At 39.3% G+C, this 24,990-nt stretch carries 24 protein-coding genes and 2 pseudogenes; 8 read left to right on the top strand and 18 right to left on the bottom strand.

All coding sequences use genetic code 11. From position 1 onward, the window contains the following. Window positions 1-12: 12 nt before the first annotated feature. The 13 genes and pseudogenes from LS74_RS08600 to LS74_RS08545 form a co-directional block, all read right to left on the bottom strand. Window positions 13-936, bottom strand: a complete 924-nt coding sequence (locus tag LS74_RS08600) for a class II fructose-bisphosphate aldolase (RefSeq protein WP_034589489.1) — start codon at window positions 934-936, stop codon at window positions 13-15. A gap of 23 nt (window positions 937-959) precedes the next feature. Then, complete coding sequence (locus LS74_RS08595; RefSeq protein WP_138129031.1) at window positions 960-1,805, bottom strand: peptidylprolyl isomerase; 846 nt, start codon at window positions 1,803-1,805, stop codon at window positions 960-962. A gap of 71 nt (window positions 1,806-1,876) precedes the next feature. Further along, window positions 1,877-2,629 carry a uroporphyrinogen-III synthase gene (locus LS74_RS08590; RefSeq protein ID WP_034589007.1) on the bottom strand — a complete coding sequence of 251 codons (753 nt, stop codon included), beginning with the start codon at window positions 2,627-2,629 and terminating at the stop codon, window positions 1,877-1,879. A 6-nt stretch (window positions 2,630-2,635) separates the two neighbouring features. Further along, the gene (locus tag LS74_RS08585; RefSeq protein ID WP_034589004.1) at window positions 2,636-3,145 is read right to left on the bottom strand and encodes an HdeD family acid-resistance protein; all 510 of its coding nucleotides are present in this window, start codon (window positions 3,143-3,145) and stop codon (window positions 2,636-2,638) included. A gap of 9 nt (window positions 3,146-3,154) precedes the next feature. Next, window positions 3,155-4,330 carry an FtsW/RodA/SpoVE family cell cycle protein gene (locus LS74_RS08580; RefSeq protein ID WP_034589001.1) on the bottom strand — a complete coding sequence of 392 codons (1,176 nt, stop codon included), beginning with the start codon at window positions 4,328-4,330 and terminating at the stop codon, window positions 3,155-3,157. Between the two features lie 202 nt (window positions 4,331-4,532). Next, window positions 4,533-5,453: a Gfo/Idh/MocA family oxidoreductase gene (locus LS74_RS08575; protein ID WP_034588999.1), complete on the bottom strand. Its 921-nt coding sequence runs from the start codon at window positions 5,451-5,453 to the stop codon at window positions 4,533-4,535. Beyond that, the gene (locus tag LS74_RS08570; RefSeq protein ID WP_138129029.1) at window positions 5,447-6,238 is read right to left on the bottom strand and encodes an SDR family oxidoreductase; all 792 of its coding nucleotides are present in this window, start codon (window positions 6,236-6,238) and stop codon (window positions 5,447-5,449) included. The genes LS74_RS08575 and LS74_RS08570 overlap by 7 nt, the downstream gene beginning before the upstream one ends. Before the next feature lie 40 nt (window positions 6,239-6,278). Next, window positions 6,279-6,977: an SDR family NAD(P)-dependent oxidoreductase gene (locus tag LS74_RS08565; protein WP_236096886.1), complete on the bottom strand. Its 699-nt coding sequence runs from the start codon at window positions 6,975-6,977 to the stop codon at window positions 6,279-6,281. 12 nt (window positions 6,978-6,989) lie between these two features. Continuing rightward, window positions 6,990-7,700 carry an acylneuraminate cytidylyltransferase family protein gene (locus tag LS74_RS08560; protein ID WP_034588390.1) on the bottom strand — a complete coding sequence of 237 codons (711 nt, stop codon included), beginning with the start codon at window positions 7,698-7,700 and terminating at the stop codon, window positions 6,990-6,992. A gap of 52 nt (window positions 7,701-7,752) precedes the next feature. Continuing rightward, window positions 7,753-8,499: an acylneuraminate cytidylyltransferase family protein gene (locus LS74_RS11420; protein ID WP_034588397.1), complete on the bottom strand. Its 747-nt coding sequence runs from the start codon at window positions 8,497-8,499 to the stop codon at window positions 7,753-7,755. 255 nt (window positions 8,500-8,754) lie between these two features. Further along, window positions 8,755-9,459: pseudogene (locus LS74_RS11415) on the bottom strand (Gfo/Idh/MocA family protein); the annotation flags it as partial. Then, complete coding sequence (locus LS74_RS08550; protein ID WP_034588387.1) at window positions 9,460-10,302, bottom strand: acylneuraminate cytidylyltransferase family protein; 843 nt, start codon at window positions 10,300-10,302, stop codon at window positions 9,460-9,462. Window positions 10,303-10,369: 67 nt separating this feature from the next. Then, window positions 10,370-11,416 (bottom strand): nucleotidyltransferase family protein, encoded by a 1,047-nt coding sequence (locus LS74_RS08545; protein ID WP_034588395.1) that lies wholly within the window; start codon window positions 11,414-11,416, stop codon window positions 10,370-10,372. A gap of 257 nt (window positions 11,417-11,673) precedes the next feature. On the opposite strand from LS74_RS08545, the gene LS74_RS08540 reads away from it, so the two are divergent. From LS74_RS08540 to LS74_RS08515, 6 genes are all read left to right on the top strand, one after another. Continuing rightward, entirely contained in the window at window positions 11,674-12,786 is a 1,113-nt protein-coding gene (locus tag LS74_RS08540; protein WP_034588393.1) for an N-acetyl sugar amidotransferase, read from the top strand. A gap of 53 nt (window positions 12,787-12,839) precedes the next feature. Beyond that, window positions 12,840-13,499 carry a class I SAM-dependent methyltransferase gene (locus LS74_RS08535; protein ID WP_138129027.1) on the top strand — a complete coding sequence of 220 codons (660 nt, stop codon included), beginning with the start codon at window positions 12,840-12,842 and terminating at the stop codon, window positions 13,497-13,499. Window positions 13,500-13,562: 63 nt separating this feature from the next. Beyond that, window positions 13,563-15,380 carry a translation elongation factor 4 gene (lepA, locus tag LS74_RS08530; RefSeq protein WP_138129025.1) on the top strand — a complete coding sequence of 606 codons (1,818 nt, stop codon included), beginning with the start codon at window positions 13,563-13,565 and terminating at the stop codon, window positions 15,378-15,380. A 13-nt stretch (window positions 15,381-15,393) separates the two neighbouring features. After that, window positions 15,394-16,479 carry a DegT/DnrJ/EryC1/StrS family aminotransferase gene (locus LS74_RS08525; protein ID WP_034587225.1) on the top strand — a complete coding sequence of 362 codons (1,086 nt, stop codon included), beginning with the start codon at window positions 15,394-15,396 and terminating at the stop codon, window positions 16,477-16,479. Between the two features lie 222 nt (window positions 16,480-16,701). Beyond that, on the top strand, window positions 16,702-17,184 hold the full coding sequence (locus tag LS74_RS08520) for a class I SAM-dependent methyltransferase (RefSeq protein ID WP_236096885.1): 483 nt from the start codon (window positions 16,702-16,704) through the stop codon (window positions 17,182-17,184). Window positions 17,185-17,308: 124 nt separating this feature from the next. Next, window positions 17,309-19,261, top strand: coding sequence for a methyl-accepting chemotaxis protein (locus LS74_RS08515; protein WP_034587227.1), 1,953 nt, complete (start codon window positions 17,309-17,311; stop codon window positions 19,259-19,261). A 247-nt stretch (window positions 19,262-19,508) separates the two neighbouring features. On the opposite strand, the gene LS74_RS08510 is transcribed toward LS74_RS08515, so the two are convergent. From LS74_RS08510 to LS74_RS08495, 5 genes are all read right to left on the bottom strand, one after another. Beyond that, complete coding sequence (locus tag LS74_RS08510; protein ID WP_004089177.1) at window positions 19,509-20,201, bottom strand: lysozyme inhibitor LprI family protein; 693 nt, start codon at window positions 20,199-20,201, stop codon at window positions 19,509-19,511. Between the two features lie 70 nt (window positions 20,202-20,271). Beyond that, window positions 20,272-20,871, bottom strand: coding sequence for an HNH endonuclease (locus tag LS74_RS08505; protein ID WP_034587228.1), 600 nt, complete (start codon window positions 20,869-20,871; stop codon window positions 20,272-20,274). Beyond that, window positions 20,861-21,658, bottom strand: coding sequence for a DNA-methyltransferase (locus tag LS74_RS08500; RefSeq protein WP_004089171.1), 798 nt, complete (start codon window positions 21,656-21,658; stop codon window positions 20,861-20,863). Before LS74_RS08500 ends, LS74_RS08505 begins: the two co-directional genes overlap by 11 nt. Next, on the bottom strand, window positions 21,655-21,819 hold the full coding sequence (locus LS74_RS10935) for a hypothetical protein (protein WP_004089167.1): 165 nt from the start codon (window positions 21,817-21,819) through the stop codon (window positions 21,655-21,657). Before LS74_RS10935 ends, LS74_RS08500 begins: the two co-directional genes overlap by 4 nt. Before the next feature lie 95 nt (window positions 21,820-21,914). Beyond that, window positions 21,915-23,030, bottom strand: a complete 1,116-nt coding sequence (locus LS74_RS08495; protein ID WP_034587229.1) for a PLP-dependent cysteine synthase family protein — start codon at window positions 23,028-23,030, stop codon at window positions 21,915-21,917. A gap of 268 nt (window positions 23,031-23,298) precedes the next feature. Here LS74_RS08495 and LS74_RS08490 point away from each other — a divergent pair. Both LS74_RS08490 and LS74_RS08485 read left to right on the top strand, forming a co-directional pair. Further along, window positions 23,299-24,135, top strand: a pseudogene (locus LS74_RS08490) (type II restriction endonuclease). Continuing rightward, window positions 24,125-24,988 carry a DNA-methyltransferase gene (locus LS74_RS08485; protein ID WP_034587230.1) on the top strand — a complete coding sequence of 288 codons (864 nt, stop codon included), beginning with the start codon at window positions 24,125-24,127 and terminating at the stop codon, window positions 24,986-24,988. Before LS74_RS08490 ends, LS74_RS08485 begins: the two are co-directional and overlap by 11 nt. Window positions 24,989-24,990: the final 2 nt, after the last annotated feature.

The raw sequence follows: 24,990 nt of genomic DNA, 5'->3' as shown, positions 1-24,990 counted from the left end.
TTCTTATATCCCTTATATTTTTCCAGCACTGCCCAGCACACCCATTCTCTCCACCATAAGTTTGGTAACAAATTCCATTGCTGGAGTGAAGAATTTGCGTAAGTCAAATTGTGTGTTATCGCTATTTGCCACCCTTCGCACTTCAGCGATAAAGGCAATACGCAAGTCTGTGTCGATATTTACCTTATTAATCCCGCCTTTGACTGCTTCTTGTAAAAATGCAAATGGCACACCCTTGCTGCCCTTCAAATCCCCACCTGTGGCTAGAAACGCTTCTCTCACATAATCAGGTATCGCACTTGCACCGTGTAAAACAAGTGGGATATTTGTGCGTCTTTTGACTTCTTGGAGACGCTCAAAATCAAGCTTTGGCTCACCTTTAAACTTAAATGCCCCGTGGCTTGTGCCAATGGCAGGAGCTAGATAATCCACTTGCGTGGCTTTAACAAATTCTTCTGCTTCATCAGGATTGATTAGCACCGCGTCTTTTTCATCAACGGAAATATTATCCTCAATCCCCATAAGTCGCCCAAGCTCCGCTTCCACGCTCACACCTTTGCTATGGGCGTATGCTACCACTTCTTTTGTCATTTCTAAGTTTTCTTTAAAAGGGTGGTGAGAGGCATCAATCATCACAGAAGTAAATCCTGCATCCACTGCCTTTTTGCAAGATTCAAAGCTCGTGCCGTGATCTAGGTGCAATGCCACGGGGATATGCGGATAGCGGTTGGATAGAATCTTTACTAAGCCCACTGCCATATCAATCCCCATATATTTAATCGCCCCTTCACTCGCCTGAACGATAATGGGGGATTTGGCAACATCAGCCGCCATAAAAATGGCATTTAGCATTTCAAAATTTACAAAGTTAAATGCCCCCACGCCATAGCCTTCTTTATGGGCTTTACTTAGAATCTCAATCCCCGAAACAAGCATATTCTCTCCTTGTGTGATAAAAACTATTTTGTAATTTGAATCTTTGCTTTTTCACGCAAAGTCTGAATCTTTTGCATCATACCACCTTGCATATTCTGCATTTTGATTTGCTCTTCAATGATTTTTTTAGCTTCATTATAAGGAATGACTTTTGGCTCACTCTTTTTGATAAGGTAGATAACGTGGTAGCCAAATGGCGTTTGAACCGGCTCTTGCGTATATGTGCCGGGCTTAAGATTTGAAGCAGCATTAGCAAAGTCTGGGTGCATAACATTGCGTTGGAATGTCCCTAAATCCCCGCCATTTTTAGCTTGTTTTGAAGCTGGGTCAATGCTCTTGGCATTAGCAAGTTCAATAAACTTAGATTCAGCTTTTTTTCCTGCCTTATCAAGCTCTTTAATAATATCTTTTGCTTCAGATTCAGTCTTTACCAAAATATGTCTTGCGTGCATTTCTTGGTTAATAAACATACCCTCATTATTTTTGTAGATTTCCTTAATCTGTGCGTCATTGACACTTGGCATTTGAATCCCACCTACTTGCTTTTTACTCCATAAGTCAATAAGAAGCTGATCTTTAATATTATTAATCGCTTCGGTATATTCTTTTGAAGTGTCAAGCTTTTCAGCCTTAGCTGCCTTAAGGATAAGCTGACGATTGACAAGCTCTTGGATAATACCCTCTTTTTCTTGATCAGAAAGTTTAGCATAATTGAAGTTAGGGATACTTTGCTTCAAAATTTCTAAGTCCTTATCTGTAACGGCAGGTTTGCCATCAATGGTAGCATAAGTCTTAGCTTGTAAAGAAGCAATGGCTAGGCTTAAAAAAATCGCACCAAAAAGTTGTTTTGCGGGAAGATGTTTTTTCATCGTTATTTCTCCAAAATTTAAGATTTGCAGGATTGTAGCAATCAAAGTTAAATAGACTTTAAGCCTAGATTCTACTTTCTTGTATTTTGGGTATTTAGCTCTAAGGCTATGGATTTGGCAAACTCAATAGCGTGGGGAATACTAGGCTTTGGGCTAATGTAAGCCTGAAGTGTGGAGCTAAAAGAAGCAAAAGTGCTTTTGCCAATGGCAATGGCGATATACTCTTTTTCCCAGCTAAAATTTGCTACAAAGCTTTTATACGCACTTGGTGCGGTGAAGATTAACACACTTTGCGGTTTTGGCTTAAGATTCTGCTCTAAAGTTAAGGGTGTATTCACATAAGCTATGGCTTCTTGCAGCAGGACTTTGGCATTGATAAGTGTGGCATTAAGCTGTGAGATAATCTCTTTGGCGCGTAGATAGAGTGGAAAGCGATTTTGAAGCAGGGGGATAATTTCTTTAGCAAATTCTTGCCCGTGCGCTTTTTGCCCTACAAATTCCACTTTTGCGTTATGCTTATAGAGAATCTCCGCACTCTTTGGGCTTATCACAAAGCTTGGAATCTCACGCCACTTAGCAAGATGTGGATTGTAGTGTGGGGATAGGGGGTTGGCAGATTCTAGCAGGGCTTGTATGGCATAGCGTGAAGTAAAAATAAGGCTATCAATGCCCTGTAAATCGTGTGTGATAGGCAGATAAGTGATTTTATTTGTAATAAGGCATTTGACATTTTTTACTTCGCGTGTGCCTATCAGCACAACTTCGTAGGCACGAGCGGCAAGGGGATTGCAGGATTTGTTTGCAAGTAATACTGAATCTGCCATTATGGATTACTGCATTTTTCTTAGACTATTCCAAAAGATTAAGCCAATACCGCCGCTGATGATAAGCGTAATGCCAAGGATAAGGCTAATGAGTGTGGCAAGCACTTCAGGGAAGATGACAAAAAGCACACCAAGTAGCACATACAGCCCACCCATAATCATCACGCCACTAGCGAGATTTGAGACTTTTGAAAGTCTCCACGCGTGGATAAGCCACAAGATTCCTTTTAAAATAAGCCACAGGGCGATAAGAAGTGGAATAAAATTTTGTGCTATTTCTTCACCGCCAAAAAGCAATATTAAGCCAAATACACACGACAATAGCCCATCTATGAGTATCATCATAAAACGCGTTTGAAAAAAATACACAAGGCTTCCTAGCCCACTAAAAAGCATAATAAAGCCTACAAGATAGGCAAGGACAATCATTGTGTTATCCGGATTTGCAATACACACAATACCTAAAATGATGAGTGAAAGGCTAAAGGCCAACCAAAGTATGCTTTTAAGATTCATTTTTGCTCCTTATGATGAGGTTTGAGTTTGAGGTTGGGATTTTGAGATAGCTAAAACTAAGCCAATGGCAATGCAATTTGCAATAAGTGAGCTACCCCCATAACTTAAAAACGGCACAGCTATACCTTTTACAGGTGTGATTCCAGAGATTCCAAAGGCGTTAATAATAAGTGAAAAACCAATGAGTAGCCCAACGCCAATGCAAAAAAGATAGTGCATTTTGTTTGCAGCACGATTAGCTATGCGAAAGAGTAAAAGTAAGATATAGCCAAAAAGCAGCATAATCCCAAATAACCCAAGGAAGCCAAGCTCCTCTGTGATTCCAGCTAGAATGATGTCTGTATGCACATCGCTTAAGAATCCAAGCTTGATAGAGCCTTCAGCTAAGCCAGAGCCAAAAAATCCACCATTTGACATAGCATTTGTGGCGTGATAGATTTGATAAGGTTCAGGTAGTCCGCTCACACGGAGATTCTCCGCCCAGCCTTGCGGGAGCAATGCCAAAACAGAATCTTGTGCGCTTGCCCACCACGACTTGACACGCAAGATTCTATGTGGGCTTGTGATAATGGCTAGAAATGCCGTGCTTATCGTGCCTAGAAAGATAATGCCTAGCAGCCGCAAACTCCCTCCGGCAAAAAGGAGCATTACTCCCAAAGTGAGTGCTAGGAGAATAACCTGCCCTAAATCATTTTGTAGCACCGCAATAAGCACCACAGCCACGATAAATAAAAGCAAATAGGGGATAAAGATTCTAATCTCATCTTTAATGGAAAGCTGCACATTGCTTACAAACTTGCGAGAAAAACTCCAAGCCAAAAAATACACAAAGCCGATTTTAAAAAGTTCAGATGGTGCAAGGGAGATAAAAGAAAGTCTAATCCATCTCTTTGCCCCACCAGCCGAGCTTACAAAGCTTTGGGGCAAAAAGTGCATACCCACCATAAGAATGATAGATAAAAGAAAAATAGTAACGCCAATGCGTTTAAAATGGGCTTCAACATCAAGCTTAGAAAGTCCCCACATCAGCAAAATGCCACAAATCACAGCGATAATCTGCCTGACAAAAAAGTGAAAATGCGTATAGCCATTATGACTTGTGATATATGCTGCGAGTGAGTAGGACATCACCGCACCGATACAAGATAAAAGCGTAACCGCATAAAAAAGCCTAGAATCTGCCATAAATCTCACTTTGTTTTAAAGTTATGTTTAATCTTTTGTTTGCGTTGGGGATTAAAAACGCCATTTTATCAAAACATTAAGAATAAAACATCAAAAAATGCAAAATGAGATTTTAAGGACTCTACACCACTTCTTTAATGCGTCTCCATACGCCATTTGCATCTTTTTTTTTACAATCTCTGTATTTACACAAGAATCAGTCTTATCTTTCGCTAGAAAAACTTATTTCGTCTAGTTTGGCTTTTATTTGGCTTAAGATATTCATTGCTTCCAAAGTGCTTTGATAGTCAAAAGACTCTCCCTCCATAAAGGCTACAAAATGTCCCATTGTGCGTCTAAAGGCACTAAAATTATCGCTTAGTGTAATGGTGTAGCGATTTTTATCTGTTGTGATAGCAAGGGTGCAGGGCTGAAAAGAGGCATTGATATTATTCAGCTGGATATGAAATCTCTGTGTTTGTATCGAGGCACTGACACAAAAATCTAGCTTCATCACTTCAATATGCGTGGCTTTAAAGGGGGTGAGTCCCATAATGGCATCTATCAAATGGATAAAATATCTATCCCACGCGGAGCCAATACTTGCTTCAATAAAGCGTATAGATTCCCCATCTTCTTTTATGGCTTTGCGGATGGAATCTAGCTCCCTAGCATATCGCATACCTGAGCAGGACATAAGCCTATTTTGCTCTAAAAATGGTGTAAAATAAGCTATATCCTGCATATTAAGGCTTAAAGGCTTGTCAATAAAAACAAACTTATGAGATTCTAAAAATGGCTTTGCCATTTCCTTGTGATTTTGCCAATCATCACGCGCGAGAATCACTCCATCAATGGGGGCTAGAGCTAATTCTTCAAGTGAATTTACAATATATGGAATCTTACACGCACGGGAGAGATTTTCACTCACGCTTCTGTCCTGTGTGTAAAGATGGGTGATAGCCACATCATTACGATTAAGAAAATCCTGCTTATCACATTTTAAAAGATAGTTATAAATCACACTCCAATCACTTTTTTGCATTGCTTGTTTGTCATAGCCATTAATAATGGCAGAAAAAGAGTAGGGATGTCCATTCCCCTCACTTAAGCCGATTAAGCCTAGATTTATTTTTTTTACCATTCTTTCCAACCTCCATCAACGCAGATATTTTGTGCGGTAATAAATTTGCCTAAATCACTTGCAAGGAGCATAATTGCCCCCTTTAAGTCATCAGGCTCACCTATGCGATTAAGCATAGCTTTGCTTGAAAGATTTTGTATAAATTCTTCATCATCATTTGTGAATCCATAGGGAAACGCACCGGGGCTAATGCTATTTACTCTAATGTCATAAGGGCTTAAAAAACTAGCTAGATATTTGCTAAATTGTATAACCCCTGCTTTTGCCGCACCATAGCTTGGTGGGTTTGTGTAGCAGTCACGATTGTAGATTCTATAATCAGGGGCTATATGTCCATACATAGAAGCAATATTAATGATGCAGCCCTTGCTTTGTTTAAGTAGGGGCATAAAGGCTTTGATGAGATAAAATACGCCATTTAAGCAATGTTCCATATCAAAAAGCCAATCCTCTTTATCTATGCTTTCTAAGGTATTTTTCTTTCTTTGGGCGGCATTACTGATAAGAATATCAAGCCCTCCAAACTCCTGCTCTATGGTATTTGCTAGAGATTCTATACTTTTGGTATCTATAATATTTACCACTTCGCCTATAGCTTTAATACCAAAAGTATCTTGCAAATATTTCGCACTCTCCTTACATTTTATTTTATTGCGACTAGCCACAATGACATTTGCACCAAGCTCAGCCACACATTCGCTCATAGACATTCCTAGATACCCCCCCCCCGCTGTAATCAAAGCGGTTTTGCCTTTCAAGTTTGCTAATTCCTTGAGTGTTTTCATTTAAAATCCTTTCTAATTTGTGATTGCCAATACCTTTGAGTCACTCTACCCCTTCTAAATCCGGGAAGAGCGGCACCCGCCATTTAATCCAGTAAAATCCCCCGCCGACAGAAGATTTATCTATGTTGAGTAGATAATCCACCATATCAAAGCAGATGTTTGGCTCTAAAGTCGCATTAGGGCTCATTTCTGAACGCACAGGTCCGGGGGATAGGAGATTAAGCTTAATATTTGTATCTTTTAGCTCTTTGCTTAAAGTTACACTTAGGGTGTTAAGCAGGGCTTTGCTCCCACTATATATGCCAAAGTTTTCCGCACAATTCAGTGGCGCACCGCTTGTTACATTGATGATTCTGCCAAAGTTGCGTTTTTTCATTATGGGCAAAAAGTGGTTGATAATCATCATAGGAGCTTTTGCATTGAGTGTTAGGGCATAGTCTAAATCCTGCATATTGAGTGATTCTAGTGGAGTTTGGGGCTGGTTTGTCCCTGCACAATTAATGATATATAGCACTTCATTGTAGCGTTGTGTAATAGAATCTCGTGTGTGCTTTAGGTCTGTAAGTGAAGCAAGATCGGATTCTATAATCTCTACATTGGCGTTATTGTCAAAGGATTCTTGCATTTTTTCCTTGCGTCTTGCTAGGGCTAGGATATGGAATCTTTGAGAAAGATAATGTGTAAGGGGATTCCCCACACCACTGCTTGCACCTGTGATTAAAAGATAAGGCTTTTTCATAACGCACTCCTTTTATTTCAAACTTTTTTCTGGGTAGCCCATTTCAAGGAGCTTTTCAATAATGACAAATTCAAAGAGCGTATCAATATCAAGGCATTCATAGGGCGTGATATAGGGGTAAGTTTTGCCTAAAAAGGCGGATTGAGAATCTTTATACTTTTGAAGAATGGCATTGCTAAAGCCATAAAGGATTCCATCACATTGATAGGCTTTTGGCTGGGATTGGCGGGGCATCCACGCTACAGAACCTTCAATATAAGGGCTTATGGTGTTGTTATTGATTTGAAACATTCGTCCGGGCGATATGCTAGAGGGTATAAGGGTGGCTATGCTATCATACTTGCCACTTCTTAGAATCTCCATACATTGCACAATATCACTTTTTCTACGCAAGGGCGAAGTTGCCTCAAGTATATAGATATACTCTATTGTTTCCCCGCTAGATTCTAGCTCTTGTACAGCGTGGCGGATAGAATCCATAGCTAAAGCAGTGTCCGTGGCTAATGCTTTTGGGCGATCAATAACTTCTGCACCATATTCAAGGCTTACGCGTTTAATATTAGAATCATCAGTGGATACAATGATTTTGTCAAAAGCAGGGATTTGTTTTATAAAATCAATCGTGTGAGCGATGAGAGGTTTGCCACAAATGGGCTTGATATTTTTACCTATAATACCTTTGCTTCCGCCTCGTGCAGGAATAATAGCAAGATTTTTTATCATACAGCCTCCTTTATGGGGGCTATATGGGATATTATATCTCGCACAAAAATATTTAGTCTATCCCCCCCCCCGTTAGATTTAACTTATTTGCTTTATTCAGCATAAACTCTACAAATTCAAAATCAAGTGGCGTGTCAATATCTACGCTTCTAGATTCTGGCATTACAAAAAGCCCTGTGTTTGGCGTAAAGACGCTTTCATTACTAAGCAGCGCTTCACGCTTCCAAATGTAGATACTGGCATTCATATCATAGCATTTGGGGGAATCTTGTCGGCGTAAAATGGGCTTATCGGGGGTTTTACTTAAGGCTACTTGTTGTTTGCCATTGTTTTCAAATATTTCTACGAGATTAAAATATGGGCTTTTTCGTGCGGGGGCGGCGGTGATTAAAATATCATTATCATCACGCACAAATTGACTATAAGCTTGTGTAATATCACTCACAAGTCGCAAAGGGCTTGTCGCATCAAGGTCAAACACAACATCATAATGCGTTTGAAAATACTCCTCACTTCTTAAAAGTGCATCGCGTATGGCTGGAAGCTTCCCGGCAGTATCACTTGCCAACTCCTTATCTCTTAGAAAAAACACTTCTGCTCCCCATTCCTTGCCGACTTTGGCTATCTCTTTAGAATCTGTGCTAAGCACAATATGCGTAAAGAGACTGCTTTGCAGGGCTTGGAGAATAGTATAAGCAATAAGGGGCTTTCCGGCAATGGGCGTGATATTTTTATTTTTCACACCTTTGCTTCCGCCTCTAGCACCGATGACACAGAGAATTTTTTGATGTGGTTTCATATTTTTTATCCTTGTGAGAGTTTGCATTAAGAGAAGAGATTCTTCTAGGGTGGGGAGAATCTGAGCTTTGGATTTAAGAGAATCTAAAAGTTTTTTAGGGATTTTTGTATTTAAGAAATCTGCTGAATCTAGCACACTTTGGTGCATTATCGCAAAAAGTTCATTGCGTTCAAATGCGGCGTTTGAATGCTGTGTCTTGCCCTTCGTGTCGGTAATGCTAAGGGAATTTGCGATTAAATCAAGCTCTATGCTGTGCTTTGGCGTGTGGATTCTTAGTAGTCGCTTTGGATTTTTGCTAAAGTAGTCAAGGTTGAGCTGGATAAGGGTATTTTGCTTTGTTTTGCCAATAAGCATAAGTGTATCATCGCTTGAAATCTCAAGCTCGGAAATCTTGCCATTAAAGCCTACAAGGCTTTCATCTTGGAAGCTCCCAAAAAGCCATTGTATATAGTCAAGCTCGTGGCTTAAATCAAGTAAAACACCCCCACCCTGCGTTTTATCCGCACTATACACTTGGCGGTAATCCACACCTTTACGCCACAATGGCAGATATGAGCCACACGAGACTTCTACTGCATAGGGAGCAGAATCCTGCAGGATTGTTTTAAGCTGCTTTAAGAGTGGGTGGAATCTTAGGCAAAATCCCACCACGATTGTGTTTTGCCCACTTGGGGTAAAGCTGTGGGCAGATTCAAAAAGGGGCTTTTCCACAAAGATTTTTTTATGTTTTACTTGAGAATCTAGATAACTCAAATGGGCCAGATGATGAGCGGTGGGAGAGCTGATAATATAATAATCAAAAGCGTGGATATTGGGCAGAGATTCTAGGTTGGGGTAGGCGTTTGGGAGATTTTGAGAACTGATAAGTGTGATGTTTGTGTTTGAAAAGTATTCTTGCAAAACTTGTGCGTGGCGTTTGCCAATAGAGCCATAGCCTATGATAAGAATCTTAAGCGACATTTAGGCTGCCTCCGCTGGGGCTACATCTAGGGCGGATAAAGATGTGTGGCTTGATAATGCTGTGGCAAAAGGTGTAAGAAGTGGAATATAAAGGATTTTTGGCTTTAGTTGTGTATTGCCCCCCCCCCCATTAATATCTCTTATATGTGAAGCTAAAAACTCCGCAAATGTAAAATCAAGTGCAGAATCTATGTCGCTTGAGTAGAGATTGTCCATTTTATAGGCGATGGTTTGGGGGGTGAGAAAGCTTTTATGTGTAAGTAAAGATTCAGTCTTAGCGATAAAAATCGTGCCATTTAGGCGGTAATATTGCGGCAAGTCTTGGGAGCGTATCTCTCGCACCGCTTTGGGGATAAAATCATTCATATTCTCATTTTCTGGTAGGGTGTTGCTCCATAGGGGCGGGTGTTCGCATTTACACACAGAGATAAGAGAATCCATCTCTTTTGTGATAATTTTTTCACACGCCTCATCTATATGCCAAGCTTGTCGCAAGGGGCTAGTGGGCTGAAGTAGCACGATATAATCAAACTCTTTTCCCAAAGATTCTTTATAGAATCTAATACAATGCTCTAATACATCAAAAGTAGTCGTTGTATCACTACTTAAAGATTCAGGTCTTAAAAACGGCACATTTGCCCCATAAGACTTAGCAATATCCGCATACACACTAGAATCCGTGCTAACAACCACTTCATCAATATATTTAGAATCTAACGCAGATTCTACACTCCACGCTAAAAGAGGTTTCCCACATAAAAGCTTGATATTTTTATCAGGCAGTCTTTTACTCCCACTTCTGGCAGGAATGATTGAAAGGAATGAGTGGTTATGAGAAGACAAGTGTGAATCCTTTGCTATGTAATTTTATGTTTCTAGTTAGTTTTATAATAACTTGTAGTGGGATAAGTTAAATGTTTATCTCACTATTAGCTCTTTCATATTCCTCGTGGCGACCGATGTCAATCCAATAGTCAGTGATTAAATACGAGTGGGCATTATAGTGTGCCTGGCTAAAAATAAGATTAAATAAGCTAGGCATATCAAAAAAGCAATCCTTGGGGATAAGGGGCAGAATCTGCGGCTCTAGCACATAGATTCCCGCACTCACAAGGAAGCTTTGCGTAGGCTTTTCTATGATGTTAAGAATCTTGCTACCATCGCATTCTACTACACCATAAGGCACTTGATAGTTATACTCTCTCACACCCATTGTAGCGTGAGAGCCACGCTCCTTATGAAACTCTAGCATTGTTTGAAAGTTTATATCGCTCAAAATATCGCCATTCATCACAAAAAACGGTTTTTCTCCTATGTCATCAACAAGGCTTAACGCCCCAGCTGTGCCTAGTGCTTTCTCTTCTTTAATATAGCGTATAGATAGCCCAAACTTGCTCCCATCGCCAAAAAAATCTTCAATGATATGAGACTTGTAATTCACACAAAGAATAATATTGCTAAAGCCTTGAGCCTTAAATCGCTCTAAAATGATTTGTAAAATAGGCTTTGAGCCGACTTTAAGCATTGGCTTTGGGATAGAATCTGTCAAAGGTCTAAGACGCTTCCCCAAGCCCCCTGCCATAATCACAATGGGATTATCAAAAGTGGGTGTCCTTAGCAAAGAAGCAATAGATTCTATCCGCACGATTTTGCCATTCTCATCTAAAAGCGGAATCTCATAAATATTATGTCGTGCTGAAAGCTCAATAAGCTTTTCTTTAGAATCTTTGATATTTGCGGTAATGGGCGATTTTTGCACGATGGATTCCACAGGGCTTGATAGGCTTAAGCCCTTAAGCAGTCCCCTGCGTATATCTGGGTCGGTAAGAATGCCTAAAAACTTGCCATTTTTATCATTGACAACAAGCAATCTTACGCCATCATAAGTGCCAAAAATCTTTAGTGCATCTTGAATGCTTGTATCTAAGAACACGGATAATTGCTTGATGTCCTGCATAATGGTGTTTTGCATAGCTTTTGAATAATCCTTTACACTTAGATTTAATACAAAAAGTCAAATTTTCATAACTAAAAAATGTCTAATTTGTAGGTTTTTCGTGTGCCATTGTAGCAAAACAAGCTAAAAGTTATTCTAAGAAAATTTAGGTTTTGCAGGAAAAATATTTATGAAAAGTAATGAATGATTTACAAAAAAAAAAAAAAAACGCAAAGTGTGATATAATTTTTGCCTATCTTAATTTTAAAGGAGTGCAAATGAAGTATTGCAAGAAGTGTGTAATGCCTGATACGCGTCCGGGTATTACATTTGATAGTGATGGCGTGTGTATGCCGTGTAAAAACCACGAGCGTAAGCAAAAGGTGGATTATGAAGCACGATTTGAAGAGTTTAAAAAGCTATGCGATAAGTATCGTGGGTGCAATGGAGATTCTTGGGATTGTGCGATTGCTGTAAGCGGCGGGAAAGATTCACATTTTCAAACCTATATGATGAAAGAAGTAATGGGTATGAATCCTATTTTGTTTTCAGTGGAAGATAATTTTTCTATGACCGAAGCAGGTAGGCATAATTTACGCAATATTTCTGAAGCCTTTGGCTGTCATCTTATAACGCTAAAGCCGGATTTACGGACGCAAAAAGCCCTTATGCGTAAAACTTTTGAAAAATATGGTAAGCCCACTTGGTTTATAGATAGGCTGATTTATACTTATCCTATCCATATGGCGTTGAAGTTTAATACACCACTGCTTGTGTATGGCGAAAATGTGAGCTATGAATATGGCGGCGGTGATAGTGAAGAGACATATAGTGCGAGAGAGATTTTAAGCAATGGTGTGGCAAGTGATATACCATTAGAAGAACTCATTGATGAAAATCTTTCAAAAAAAGACCTTGAATTAACTATTGCCCCCCCCCCCACTGCTTTTAGTAAGCTAGATCCTATTTATCTTTCTTATTTTATTCCTTGGAATTCCTATTCAAATTATATTTTTGCTAAATCCCGAGGCTTCCACGACTTGGTTGGAGAATGGGATAGGACAATGTGTGCAGAGAGCTTTGATCAGGTAGATTCTGTGGCATATCTTGTTCACGCGTGGATGAAATATCCTAAATTTGGACACGCCTGTGCAACTGACTATGCGGCGAGATTTATTCGCTATGGAATGATGAGTCGCGATGAGGCAGTAGAGATTGTCAAGCAAAGAGATCATAATCTTGATGCAAAAGCGGTAGAAGATTTTTGTAAATTTGCAGGATATAAAGAGAGTGAGTTTTGGGCGATTATGGATAGATTCTATAATCGTGATATTTTCACAAAAGATGGCTTTGGGCGTTGGGTGTTAAAAAACCCTGTATGGGAATCTTAAAAAAAACAAAAGGAGTAAAATATGGAAAACAATAAAGTAATGCCTAGCACTTTATGTGCGGGGGGGGGGGCAATACTAAAAAGCCTTCATCTCAAAATTTCCCTAAAAGTATTTTAGATATTGGCTGTTCAAATGGGGATTTTCTCTACTATCTAAGTGGGATTTTCCCTGAATCTCAACTTTTTGGGATTGATATTCTGCCAAGTCTGCTTGAAAAGACAAAGGCGGATTTTCAAGCGCGTAATAAGCCTATTCCTACTTTGTGGCAAGGAGACATAGTCAGTGGAGAGGGATTACCAAAGCAAACATTTGATTTAGTGTTTTGTAACGGTGTATTAAGTATTTTTGATGACCTTGAACAACCTTTGAGAAATTTTACTAAAATGATTGCAAATGGGGGTAGGGGATTTATTATGGGTATTTTTAATCCCTATCCACACGATGTGTTTATCAAATCTCGTGCTGTTGGGAGTGAGCACCTAGAATCTGGCTGGAATATGCATAGTAGGCAAACAGCATTGCAATTATGCGATAAGCTTGGATTTCAGGGTGTATTTCACAATGACTTTGAAATAGGTATTGATTTACCTAAGAGAGATGATGATTATTTGCGTTCCTGGACGATTAGGCTTGAGAATGGCAAAAGGGCGATTATTAATGGGTTAGGACTTTTGCTTCATTTTTCTTTGCTTGAGATAAAGCACAAGGCATAGCATATAGACAAAGTGCCTTGAGTGTGTTACAATCACGCCTTAGATTCTACATAAAGGCACGAGATGAATACGCAAAATGCTTTTAAACAGCAATATATTCGTAATTTTTCTATCATCGCTCATATTGATCACGGCAAATCCACACTTGCAGATAGGCTTATCCAAGAGTGTGGGGCGGTGAGTGAGCGGGAGATGACCGCACAGATTATGGATACAATGGATATTGAAAAAGAACGCGGTATTACCATCAAAGCACAATCTGTGCGTCTTAGCTACCCCTACAAAGGACAAACTTATATTCTAAATCTCATTGACACGCCCGGACACGTGGATTTTAGCTACGAGGTTTCACGCTCTCTTAGCTCGTGCGAGGGGGCTTTGCTCGTGGTTGATGCAAGTCAAGGCGTGGAGGCACAAACAATCGCAAATGTTTATATCGCTATGGAAAATAACCTTGAGATTCTCCCTGTGATTAATAAGATTGATTTGCCTGCTGCTGACCCGCTCAAAGTGGCTGAAGATATAGAATCTACCATAGGACTTGACTGTACGGAGGCGTTGAAAGTGAGTGCAAAAAGTGGGGAGGGCATTAAGGAGCTTATAGAATCTATCATTGAGAAAATCCCAGCTCCACAAGGCGATAAAGACGCTCCCACAAAGGCTTTAATCTATGATTCTTGGTTTGATAACTATCTTGGTGCTTTAGCACTCGTGCGGCTTGTGAATGGGGAGCTAAGGGTTGGGCAGGAAGTGCAGGTAATGAGTAGTGGGAAAAAGTATGAAGTGTTGGCGTTATATTATCCCCACCCGGTGCAAAAGATTCAAACGCAGAGTATCGCTTGTGGCGAGATTGGCATTATCTCACTTGGGCTAAAAAGCCTTACAGATATGGCAGTTGGCGATACGATTACAGATGCGAAGAATCCCACACAAGAGCCAGTGGAGGGATTTCGCCCAGCAAAGCCCTTTGTATTTGCTGGAATCTACCCCATTGAGACAGATAAGTTTGAAGAGCTACGCGAAGCGTTAAATAAACTAAAGCTTAATGATTCTGCTTTGAGTTTTGAGCCGGAAACGAGTGTGGCATTAGGCTTTGGATTCCGCGTTGGCTTTTTGGGGCTTTTGCATATGGAAGTGGTGAAAGAGCGTTTGGAGCGTGAGTTTGGGCTAAGTCTCATTGCAACAGCTCCCACGGTGGTGTATGAAGTCTATCTCACTGATGGCAGTATGGTAGCGGTGCAAAATCCCAGTGAGTTGCCTGAAGTGCAAAAGATAGAATCTATAAAAGAGCCGTATGTCCGGGCAAGTATCATCACGCCTAGCGAGTATTTGGGGAATATCATCACGCTACTTTCAAATCGCCGCGGGATTCAAGAAAAGATGGATTATCTTACCCAAAGCCGCGTAATGCTTGTGTATGCGTTGCCTAGCAATGAGATTGTGATGGATTTTTATGATAAGCTGAAGTCCTGCACGAAGGGCTATGCGAGTTTTGATTATGAGCCTATTGAGTATAGGGAGGGCGATTTGGTGCGGCTTGATATACGCGTGGCAGGGGAAGTTGTAGATGCGTTGTCAATCATTGTAGATAAGTCAAAAAGCTATGAAAAAGGCAGGGCGTTAGTAGAATCTATGAAAGAGATTGTGCCGCGGCAGCTTTTTGAAGTGGCGATTCAAGCCAGTGTTGGCAATAAGATTATCGCGCGAGAGACGATTAAATCAATGGGTAAGAATGTAACGGCAAAGTGCTATGGTGGGGATATAACGCGTAAAAGAAAACTGCTAGAGAAGCAAAAAGAAGGTAAAAAGCGTATGAAGGCTATCGGCAAGGTTGAGTTACCACAGGAAGCGTTTTTGGCTGTGCTAAAGATTGATGGATAGGGGAAGTTATACAATGATCCCATTTCTTGATGTAAAGGCAATTAATTCGCGTTTTAAAGACGAGCTAGAATCGGCGATGAAGCAGGTGCTAGAATCTGGCTGGTATATTTTAGGAGAAAAAAGCAGGGCTTTTGAAAAGGCATTTGCTGAGTATTGTGGGGCAGAACATTGTATAGGTTGTGGTAATGGGCTAGATGCCCTGCGGTTAGGTATAAAGGCACTAGGCTTTGGGGAAAATGATGAGATAATCGTCCCGGCAAATACCTATATCGCCTCAATTTTGGCTATCTCTGATAATGGCTGCAAACCTATCTTTGTTGAGCCTAGTTTGCAAACTTATAACATTGATGTGGAGAAAATAGAATCTGCTATCACGCCTCGCACAAAGGCGATTTTGGTCGTGCATTTGTATGGGCAGGTCGTGGAAATGCAAAAGGTGTGGGAGCTGGCACAAAAGCACAAACTTGCTATTATAGAGGATTGCGCACAAGCGCACGGCGCGATCTATCAAGGCAAAAGGGTTGGCACACTTGGCGATGTGGCTGGATTCTCATTTTTCCCGGGGAAGAATCTAGGGGCATTAGGCGATGGCGGAGCGGTAACCACAAAGCATAAAGATGTAGCGGAAAAAGTTAGGGCATTGGGGAATTATGGCTCACATAAAAAGTATGTCAATCTCTACAAGGGGCTAAATTCTCGGCTTGATGAGCTTCAAGCAGCATTCCTAGAAATAAAGTTAAAGCATTTGGATTTTGATAATAAATCTCGCAGAGCAGTGGCGAAGTTTTACCGCGAAAATATCACAAATAAAAAGATTATTTTGCCCGAATGTGTGAGTGAAGAAGGGCACGCGTGGCATTTATTTGTCGTGCGTTGCGAAGAGCGGGATAGATTCCAAGCGTATTTAAAGGACAATGGGATTGAGACAATTATCCACTATCCTATCCCACCGCACAAGCAAGAAGCCTATAAGGAATATAATCATCTCTCTTTACCCATTACTGAAAAGATTCATAGGGAAGTGTTGTCTTTGCCGATTAGCCCGATTATGAGCAAGGAACAAGCAGAAGAAGTTGTGAGAGTGGTGAATAATTTTTAAATAAGAATCTAACAAATGACTAGGAGATTAAGCACCCTGCGGAGATTCAAACTAAAAATTGCGTATAAATAAAGATTAAAGGCAAAAGTTGAAAAATCAGCATAAACAAAATGGGCTTCAATCAAGGCTTGATGGGCTTCTGGGGCTGGGAGCTATGGGGATTTAGCGATTTTTAAGGCAAAGGTAATAAATGACTTTGTAAAAAAGCATAAGATTCAAAGTGTGATAGAATGGGGCTGTGGCGATGGGAATCAGCTCTCCTTGGCAGAATATCCACAATACACAGGGCTTGATGTCTCGCCTTGTGTGATTGAAAAAGTAAAAAAGCAGTTTGCTAATGATAAAACTAAGGTATTTTATGAAGTGAGTGATTTTTTAGAAAATCCTAGCAGTGCGGAGCTTGGGCTGTCATTAGATGTGATTTATCATCTTGTAAATGATGAAATTTTTGAATCTTGTATGCGTAATCTTTTTACATACGCACAAAAATTTGCAATCATCTACTCATCAAACAAGGATCAGCCCCATACTCAACACGTGCGACATAGGCAGTTTAGTAGTTGGGTGCAAAAAAATGCGGTAGAGTGGAAGTTTAAGACAATGATACCAAATGCCTATCCTTATGATGAAAATAAGCCAAATGAGAGTTCATTTTGTGATTTTTATGTGTATGAAAAAGCAAAGATTGATAAACTAGGAGTATGAATAATGTGTAAAATATATGAGAAGGTGAGTTTTTTATTTAATTATTAGCGTTAAAAAGTTTGTTTTTATGTTTTGTGTATATGATTAACCTATGTTGGAATATCTTATGACAAAGGTGTGGTAAATGGCGAAACTAAGACTAGGAATCAACGCAAAGGTATCAATTAGCACGACTTTAATGGTGCTTGTGAGTTTTAGCATTTTGGCGTGGTTTGTGTATTTTAACGCACAAAAGACCATTACACTCATTGAGTATGAGACGCAAGAAAAGCAAGTAACGCAATTAGAAAATCTCATCAATGTCTATATTGATGAGAAAAAGCGGTTAATTCAAAAACTCGCAAAAGAAGCCCTTGCAAGTGGCTTAAATGAATCTCAAATGACACAAAATCTCCGCCTTATCCAAGAATCTGGCGATTTTAATCTCACTTATATCGGTATAGAATCTAGCGGGAGAATGCTACGGGGTAATGGCAAACACCAATACCCACAAGATGGCTATGACCCCCGCATAAGAAGTTGGTATCAAATCCCTAAAAATTCACTTAAAGATGAAGTGCTAAGTGAGCCGTGGATACAAAACTCATATAAGATTCCAGTTTTTGGCTTTGCTTCCCCACTGATTGAAAATGGTAAATTCATCGGTGTGGCTAGTAGCGATATTGCCCTAAAATCACTCAATGCCTATATCCACGCACAAGATGAGAATACAAGCGAACAAGAGATTATCATCATAGACAAAAATGGCAATTATGTCAGCCATAATGATGAGAGTAAGATTTTGCAAAGTGATGATTTTTCTAAGGCGATAAAAAGTAGCTTTAGCGCGGACACACCGACTTTTAAACTAGATTCTAATATCGCAACTTGCAAGGTAGAATCTCAAACGCAATGGCTGCTTTGCTCCATTATCCCAGAATCTCGCATTGCCGATAAGCTTAGTCAAAACAACAAGCCTATTTTCATTATGCTAGGCATTTTTGCCCTTATTCTCGTTGTCGCACTCTATGTGATTTTGGCGTATTTGCTAAAGCCCATTAGACGCATTAAAAAGAGTTTGCTAGAGTTTTTTGACTTTTTAAATCACAAGCAAAAAAGTGTGAATCCTTTGAAACTCCGCAGCAGCGATGAGTTTCAAGAAATGGCAGAAGCGATTAATGAAAATGTAGAGACGATTCAGCAGAATCTCTTAAAGGATACAAAGAGTTTGGAAGACTTTTTTCAAGCGGTTGAGAGTATCAAGCAGGGGCATTTGCATTTGCAGATACAGACAAATGCGAACAATCCGCAATTAACCCAGCTTGGCGTGCTGTTTAATGAAATGCTAACTTCCCTTGATGAGAATGTCTCGCGTGTGCTTGTGATTTTGAAGCGATATGCAGACAATGACTTCCAAAAGCAAGAGAGTGAGTCGGCACAGAATCTGCAAGGCGAACTTCAAGCGATGAATGAAGGTGTGGGGCATTTGGGCGAAGAGATACGCAAAATGCTTTTTACTAGCCTTGATTTTGCAAAATCGCTAAATCTTAAGGCAAAAGAGCTAGAAGATTCTGTAATGGCGATGAGTGAAAGCACACAGAAGCAAAGCAAGTCGCTAGAAGAGACGGCAAATGCGGTAAGAGAGATTACAGAATCTATGCAGGGTGTTGATAGTAAGGCACAAGAAGTGGTGCAGCAGGGCGATGATATTAAAAAGATTCTAGGATTTATCGCAGAGATTGCTGATCAAACTAATCTTTTAGCACTAAATGCAGCGATTGAAGCAGCAAGGGCAGGGGAGCACGGGCGGGGCTTTGCAGTCGTAGCTGATGAAGTGAGAAACTTGGCTGAACGCACACAAAAGAGCTTGGGCGAGATAGGGGCAAGTGTGAATTTGCTTGTGCAAAGTATCAATGATATGGGCGAGTCGATTAAGGTGCAAATGGAGGGTATTGAGCATATTAATGAAAGTATTGTTGAGCTAGAAGAGATAACAAGTCATAACACGCAAACCGCACATAAGACGCAAGAGATTAGCTTAGGTGTAGAACACATCGCACAAGATATTTTACAAGATGCAAATATGAAGAAGTTTTAGGGCTTTGGGGTATTGTGTTTGTAGGCTAAGATTCTAAGATTTTAGGAATCTGTATAGATTTTTATAAGGCTAGATTCTAAAACTTTGGAAAGTAAAGTGAAAGGCTAGATTCTTATATTTTGAGTGATTTGAGCAAGGTGTGATTCTGATAATGCAAGGATTAATGCACCCTGTTTTGCTAAAAGTTTGCTAAAAGAGAGACTTTGCCAAACATAGAATCTTGCGAGATTTAGCTATAACTTAACGCCTATATATCCCCATCTACATTACACCCAAAGAGACTATCAAACCCTATGTCACCATCTGTTATCATCATCAAATAGCGTGAAAATAGCTCATTTACACGCATTTTTAAGAATCCTAGCCTTGCATTACTTGCTTCAATGCTATATATCGTGCCACCGCCATTTATATCATAGATATGTGCGTGGTGTGTCTTTGTGTATGCCTCATAGCTATCGCGGAGTTTAAGCCACGCTCTTTGCTCTTCTAGCAGTGTGTCTTGCCCTTTTTCTATACTTGGCTCGTGAGAGAAAGCCCCTGTTGGTGTGGTTTTGCCTTTCTTTTTGAGTTCAGTGCGGTAGAGTTTGTAGTATTTGTTTAAAAGCTTGTCATACTCATTATAGCCATAATTAAGTGAAGCTAGAATGCCTTGCGTTGAGCCTAGCACTTCGCCTAAGCTTTGCACCCAACAATCAATTTGCGTTGTTTCAAAGAGATAGGTTTGCTCTTGCTTATTTTTAGGATTGAAGTCAAAATTAGCCATATCGCATTGCTTTTTGATATGCTCTTGCTTATCTTTGCTTATATTGTATTCCTTAAACAACTTTTGCAAACTTTCACTATCAGCAAAAGCCACATTTGCAAACGCTATAAACGCCAAAGGCATTAGAATCTTAGCCTTTGTGCTAACCTTAAATAATCTTATAAAAACACCCATAAATCACCGCCTTTGCTTTGTTTGTTAAATGCAAAGATTCTAGCACATAGAATAAAATAAGATTCTAAGATTATATATCACTTGACTTTTTCCATACTATATGCCCATTGATATTATGCTTTTCATAAATGCTTAAAACCTCTTCTAAAAATGCCACAAGCTCACTCTCACCAGAATCTTTTGCAGATTCTAACATTTGGATAAACATCTTTTTACCTGTTTCGGTTTGCTTTAGATTTTTCTTTAAAAAATTATGCCTACTACATAGAGTTTGCCCATTTTCTAAAACCGCTTTTCCACCTAAATCCTTTGGTTTTATATGGTCTATATGAAGCTCAACTCCTTCTTTTTTACCCATTCCACATATCACACATTTATAATTATCTCGCTCTAAAATTTGCTTTTTTAAGGCTTGACTAAAATCCTCTAAATCTTGCCCTAAATTGATAGAATCTGGGTTATAGTGATAAACTCCCTTTGCAATCTTTTGCAAATAGCCTTTTTGGTGCAAACTTCTAATACCTCTATCTGGGTCTCTAAAAACTTTTCCTGTGCGTTTTTGCCATTCTTTAACAACCCAATCCACCACTTCAGGGTGTTTAATATCTCGTTTTGGATTTGCCTTAAAAAATTCCATTATTAGATCAAGTTGAGAGCCATTATTTTTCATCAAAAATTCCCCTTTCTTTTTGGATTGTTTCTAAAAATCGTTTTTTGCTTAGTTCGCAATACTCCCTATCTAGCTCAATGCCTATAAACTTTCTATTGTTAAGATAAGATTCTATCATTGTTGTGCCGCTGCCACAAAATGGGTCAAACACCACATCACCTACATAAGAAAAAAGTTTAATGCACCGCTTCGGCAGTTCTCTAGGAAAAGGGGCTGGGTGTCCTATGCGTTTTTTAGACTCCCCATTAAAACTCCATAATCCATTCGTCCAAGCCATAAATTCCTCTTTGCTTATATCACTCTCCCCTTTATACCTTTTCTTCCAAGTCCCTTTATATAGCACAACTATAAGCTCAACAGGTGCGATAACATAAGGAGCAGATGCACTAAGCCAACTCCCCCAAGCTGTGCGGCGTGAGATATTTCCCTCATTCCAAATAATTGTGCTGTGATATTTCCAGCCAATTTGCTTTGCTAAAATGATTAAATCCGCCCCCACGCTTTGCTGTCCGCCTTTGTTTTTATCAAGTGGGATATTAAGACAGAATCTTGCCCCATCTTTTGCCCAAAAATAACAATTTTCTATCCATTTTTGAGAAAATTCTAAATAACTTTCATAAGAGTTAGAATCTTCATTTGAGTTGTATTCAATACCCACATTATAAGGTGGAGAAGTGATGATTAAATTAAGCGAGTTTTCTTGCAAAATCGTTTTATCAAGGCAGGTATGATTGAATAATGTTGTGTTTTTGTAGCTAAAAGATGTATTGTGTAATGGTATTGTCATTGTTGAAGCCCTATTAGGTATTTAAAAACTATTGTTTTAATAATAGTATTGAAGTGTTTTGTTTGATAAAAATCCATATCAAGCAAACTGCAAATATCCCTTTGCAAACTTTGATTATTTGCAATCTCATTTTGCAAGTCTTTTTCTTGTGTGAAGTCCATAGTATTTCCTAGCTTTTTAATCAATCTCCTATTAGGATTAAGTGTGTTATTGTAGCGGATTTATAGAATCTTTTTTACTACTATGCGAAGCAAAATTACACCAAATTCTTGCTCAAATACCTGCTTAAATCATCGGCAAAGAGTGTAACGATGAGTTTGTTTTCTACTTCTTGGGCGAGTTTTAAACACGCTTGCAAACACGCTCCTGATGAGATTCCAGCTAAGATTCCCTCCTCTCCAGCTAAGATTTTTAGCCCTTGATACGCTTCTTCATCGCTGATTTTTTGCACCAAATCTATAAGGCTTGTATCCATAGTCTTTGGGATAAAGTTGTTGCCAATACCCTCAATATTTGCACACCCCTCTTGCCCTCCGCCGATGATTGAGCCGATAGGATCGCATAGCACAGCTTGTATCCTAGAATCCTGCTCTTTTAGGTATTGTGCTATTCCGCTAAAGCTGCCGCCGCTCCCAGCACCGCATACAAAATAATCCAAATTTGGCAGCGACTTTTGCGTGCTTTTAAGGGAATCTGCACTCAAAGCTCGGTCATTATCGTTTAGATAACTCCCTTCGCTTTTCGCTTGATAACCCTTAAAATCATCGCAAAATTCATCTGCCAAATTAGCTTGGCTACTTTTCTTGCCATTGCTTGTTGCGTGTGTTGTGGATAAATCCCCAAAAAAATCTCGTATATTAGAATCCCGCACACCCTGCATATCCGCATAAATCTCTTTTGCGGTAGTAAGATAATGTGCTTCAGGATTTAGCGGATTTTCAAACTGATGTAGGCTAAAAGAATGCGGAGTAGAATCTAGCAATTCTTGTGCTTTATCAATCGCACCTTGTATGCCTAGCTCTTTTGGCGTGTTAATCACTTCTGCCCCTAACGCTCGCATTAGAATCTGCTTTTCAATGGAAAATTTATCCGGCACGACTAAAATCGCCTTGATATTAAAATGCAAACATACAAAAGCTATGCCTAGCCCCGTATTCCCTGCAGTGGCTTCTATCACCACAGAATCTTTATGTAGCTTACCTTGCTTTTGTGCCTTTTGCAAAATATGCAGGGCTACGCGATCTTTCACGCCACCAGCGGGGTTGTAGGATTCTAGCTTTGCAAAAATGCGGTTGTTATTTGGAATGGCTATGCGTGAAAGCTCTACAAGTGGCGTATTACCGATAAGTTCAAGGCTTGAGTGAAAAAGCATTGTGCATCCTTTGTTTTTAAAATTACGAAATATAGTAAATAAGGCTTTTAATTTTATGGTAAATGTTGTTACAACTTTTTTATCTTGCACGAAATATATAAAAATTAAAAGAAAAAAGATAGAATCTAGCTTTTAAAAGATTGTAGGCACAAAAGGATTTTAACAATATAAATAGCAACCTTTGCAGTTTGAGGAATAAGTAGATTCTATCTTCAAAAGGGTGTTTGGGGAAGTAAATCTAAAATGCACAACACATAAGGAAATAATTGTGAAAAATACATTACCATTTGAGGCTTTTCTAAGCACTCTTAGAGCGACAAATAGAGATATGGGCTTTTTTGTAGATTGACAGAAGTGTCTAGCAAATAAAGATAAATTAAGTATTAGTCTTAATCATTTAAATCTTTTGTTGGGCGTATCAAAGGAGAATTTGCAAGATAAGATTACTTTGCTTTTTGATGAGTATGCTAAGGCTTTTGATGTTTTGCCTTTGATTTTAGCGATTCGCAATGAAAAAGAGTTGGTGCTAGATTCTAATCGTAATGAAATATCCATAAATGTATATTTACAAAGCCCTAAAGGGATTTATGATTTTATCTGTGAGAGTGGGCTAGATTCTATCTTTAGTGATAGAAAAATTAAAGATTTAAATGATTTTGTCTTTGGCATTGAAGTGGGGTTAGATAGTAATGCAAGGAAAAATCGTGGCGGTGCTTTTATGGAATCTTATTTAAGAGATCTTTTTGCAAAGGCTAATTTACACTTTAAAGAACAAGTGAATATTGTAGAGTTTAGCGACTTACAGGGAAGTTTTGGAGATGATAAAAAGCGATTTGACTTTGTGATTTTTGGGGAAACTATGAGCTATTTTATTGAATGCAATTTTTATACAAGCGGTGGGAGTAAGCTTAACGAAACAGCTAGAGCATATCAAGAATTAGCCCCAAAATTTGATAGATTTGCCGATAAAAACTTTGTATGGATTACTGATGGTCAAGGTTGGCACAGCAGTAAAAATAAATTGCAAGAAGCCTATAAAAGCGTAGAGATGTATAATCTCAATAATGTAAAAGATTTTATCAAAAAGGCACAAAATGACCGCTAAATTTCACACGCTAATCCCCGCTTTTACAAGCTTAGATTCTAAATTTAGTCTTTATCAAGGCGATTGTAATGCCCTTTTGCCGCAGATGAAAGAGAGTTTTGATGTGATTTTTGCCGATCCGCCTTATTTTCTCTCAAACGATGGCTTAAGTATCCAAAGTGGCAAGATTGTGAGTGTGAATAAAGGCGAATGGGACAGGGGAGAAAATATTGATGAAATTGATAGGTTTAATATGGAGTGGATTGCAAATGCAAAAATAGCCCTAAAGCCCACAGGCAGCATTATGATAAGCGGGACATATCATAATATTTTTTCACTTGGCAGGGCGTTGCAAAAGCTTGATTTTAAGATTTTAAATATCATCACTTGGCAGAAGACTAATCCTCCGCCAAACTTTAGCTGTCGCTATCTTACGCACTCTACTGAGCAAATCATCTGGGCTAGAAAAAGCCATAAACATAAGCATATTTTTAATTACGAGATTCTAAAAAAGCTAAACAATGATAAGCAAATGCGTGATGTGTGGATCTTCCCAGCGATTGCTCCTTGGGAAAAGACCTTTGGCAAACACCCCACACAAAAGCCCTTAGCCCTTTTAGTGCGACTGCTTTTAATGGGAAGTAATGATGATTCTATCATTTGCGATCCATTTTCAGGCTCTAGCACCACAGGGATTGCAGCAAATCTTTTGCGTAGGCAGTTTGTAGGCATTGAGAGAGAATCTAGCTTTATAGATTTAGGTATAAAGCGTAAGGGAGAGTTAGATTCTAAATTTAAAGAGATAGAATCCAAAATAAATGATTTACGACAAATAGCTTCCTTTGAGAATTTCAATAGATGTCGTTTGAGCTAAAA

It is taken from the genome of Helicobacter magdeburgensis, assembly GCF_000765825.2.
Taxonomy (GTDB): domain Bacteria; phylum Campylobacterota; class Campylobacteria; order Campylobacterales; family Helicobacteraceae; genus Helicobacter_C; species Helicobacter_C magdeburgensis.
The sequence above is the reverse complement of the archived record's forward strand: the minus strand, read 5'-3'. Positions and strand labels throughout refer to the sequence as shown.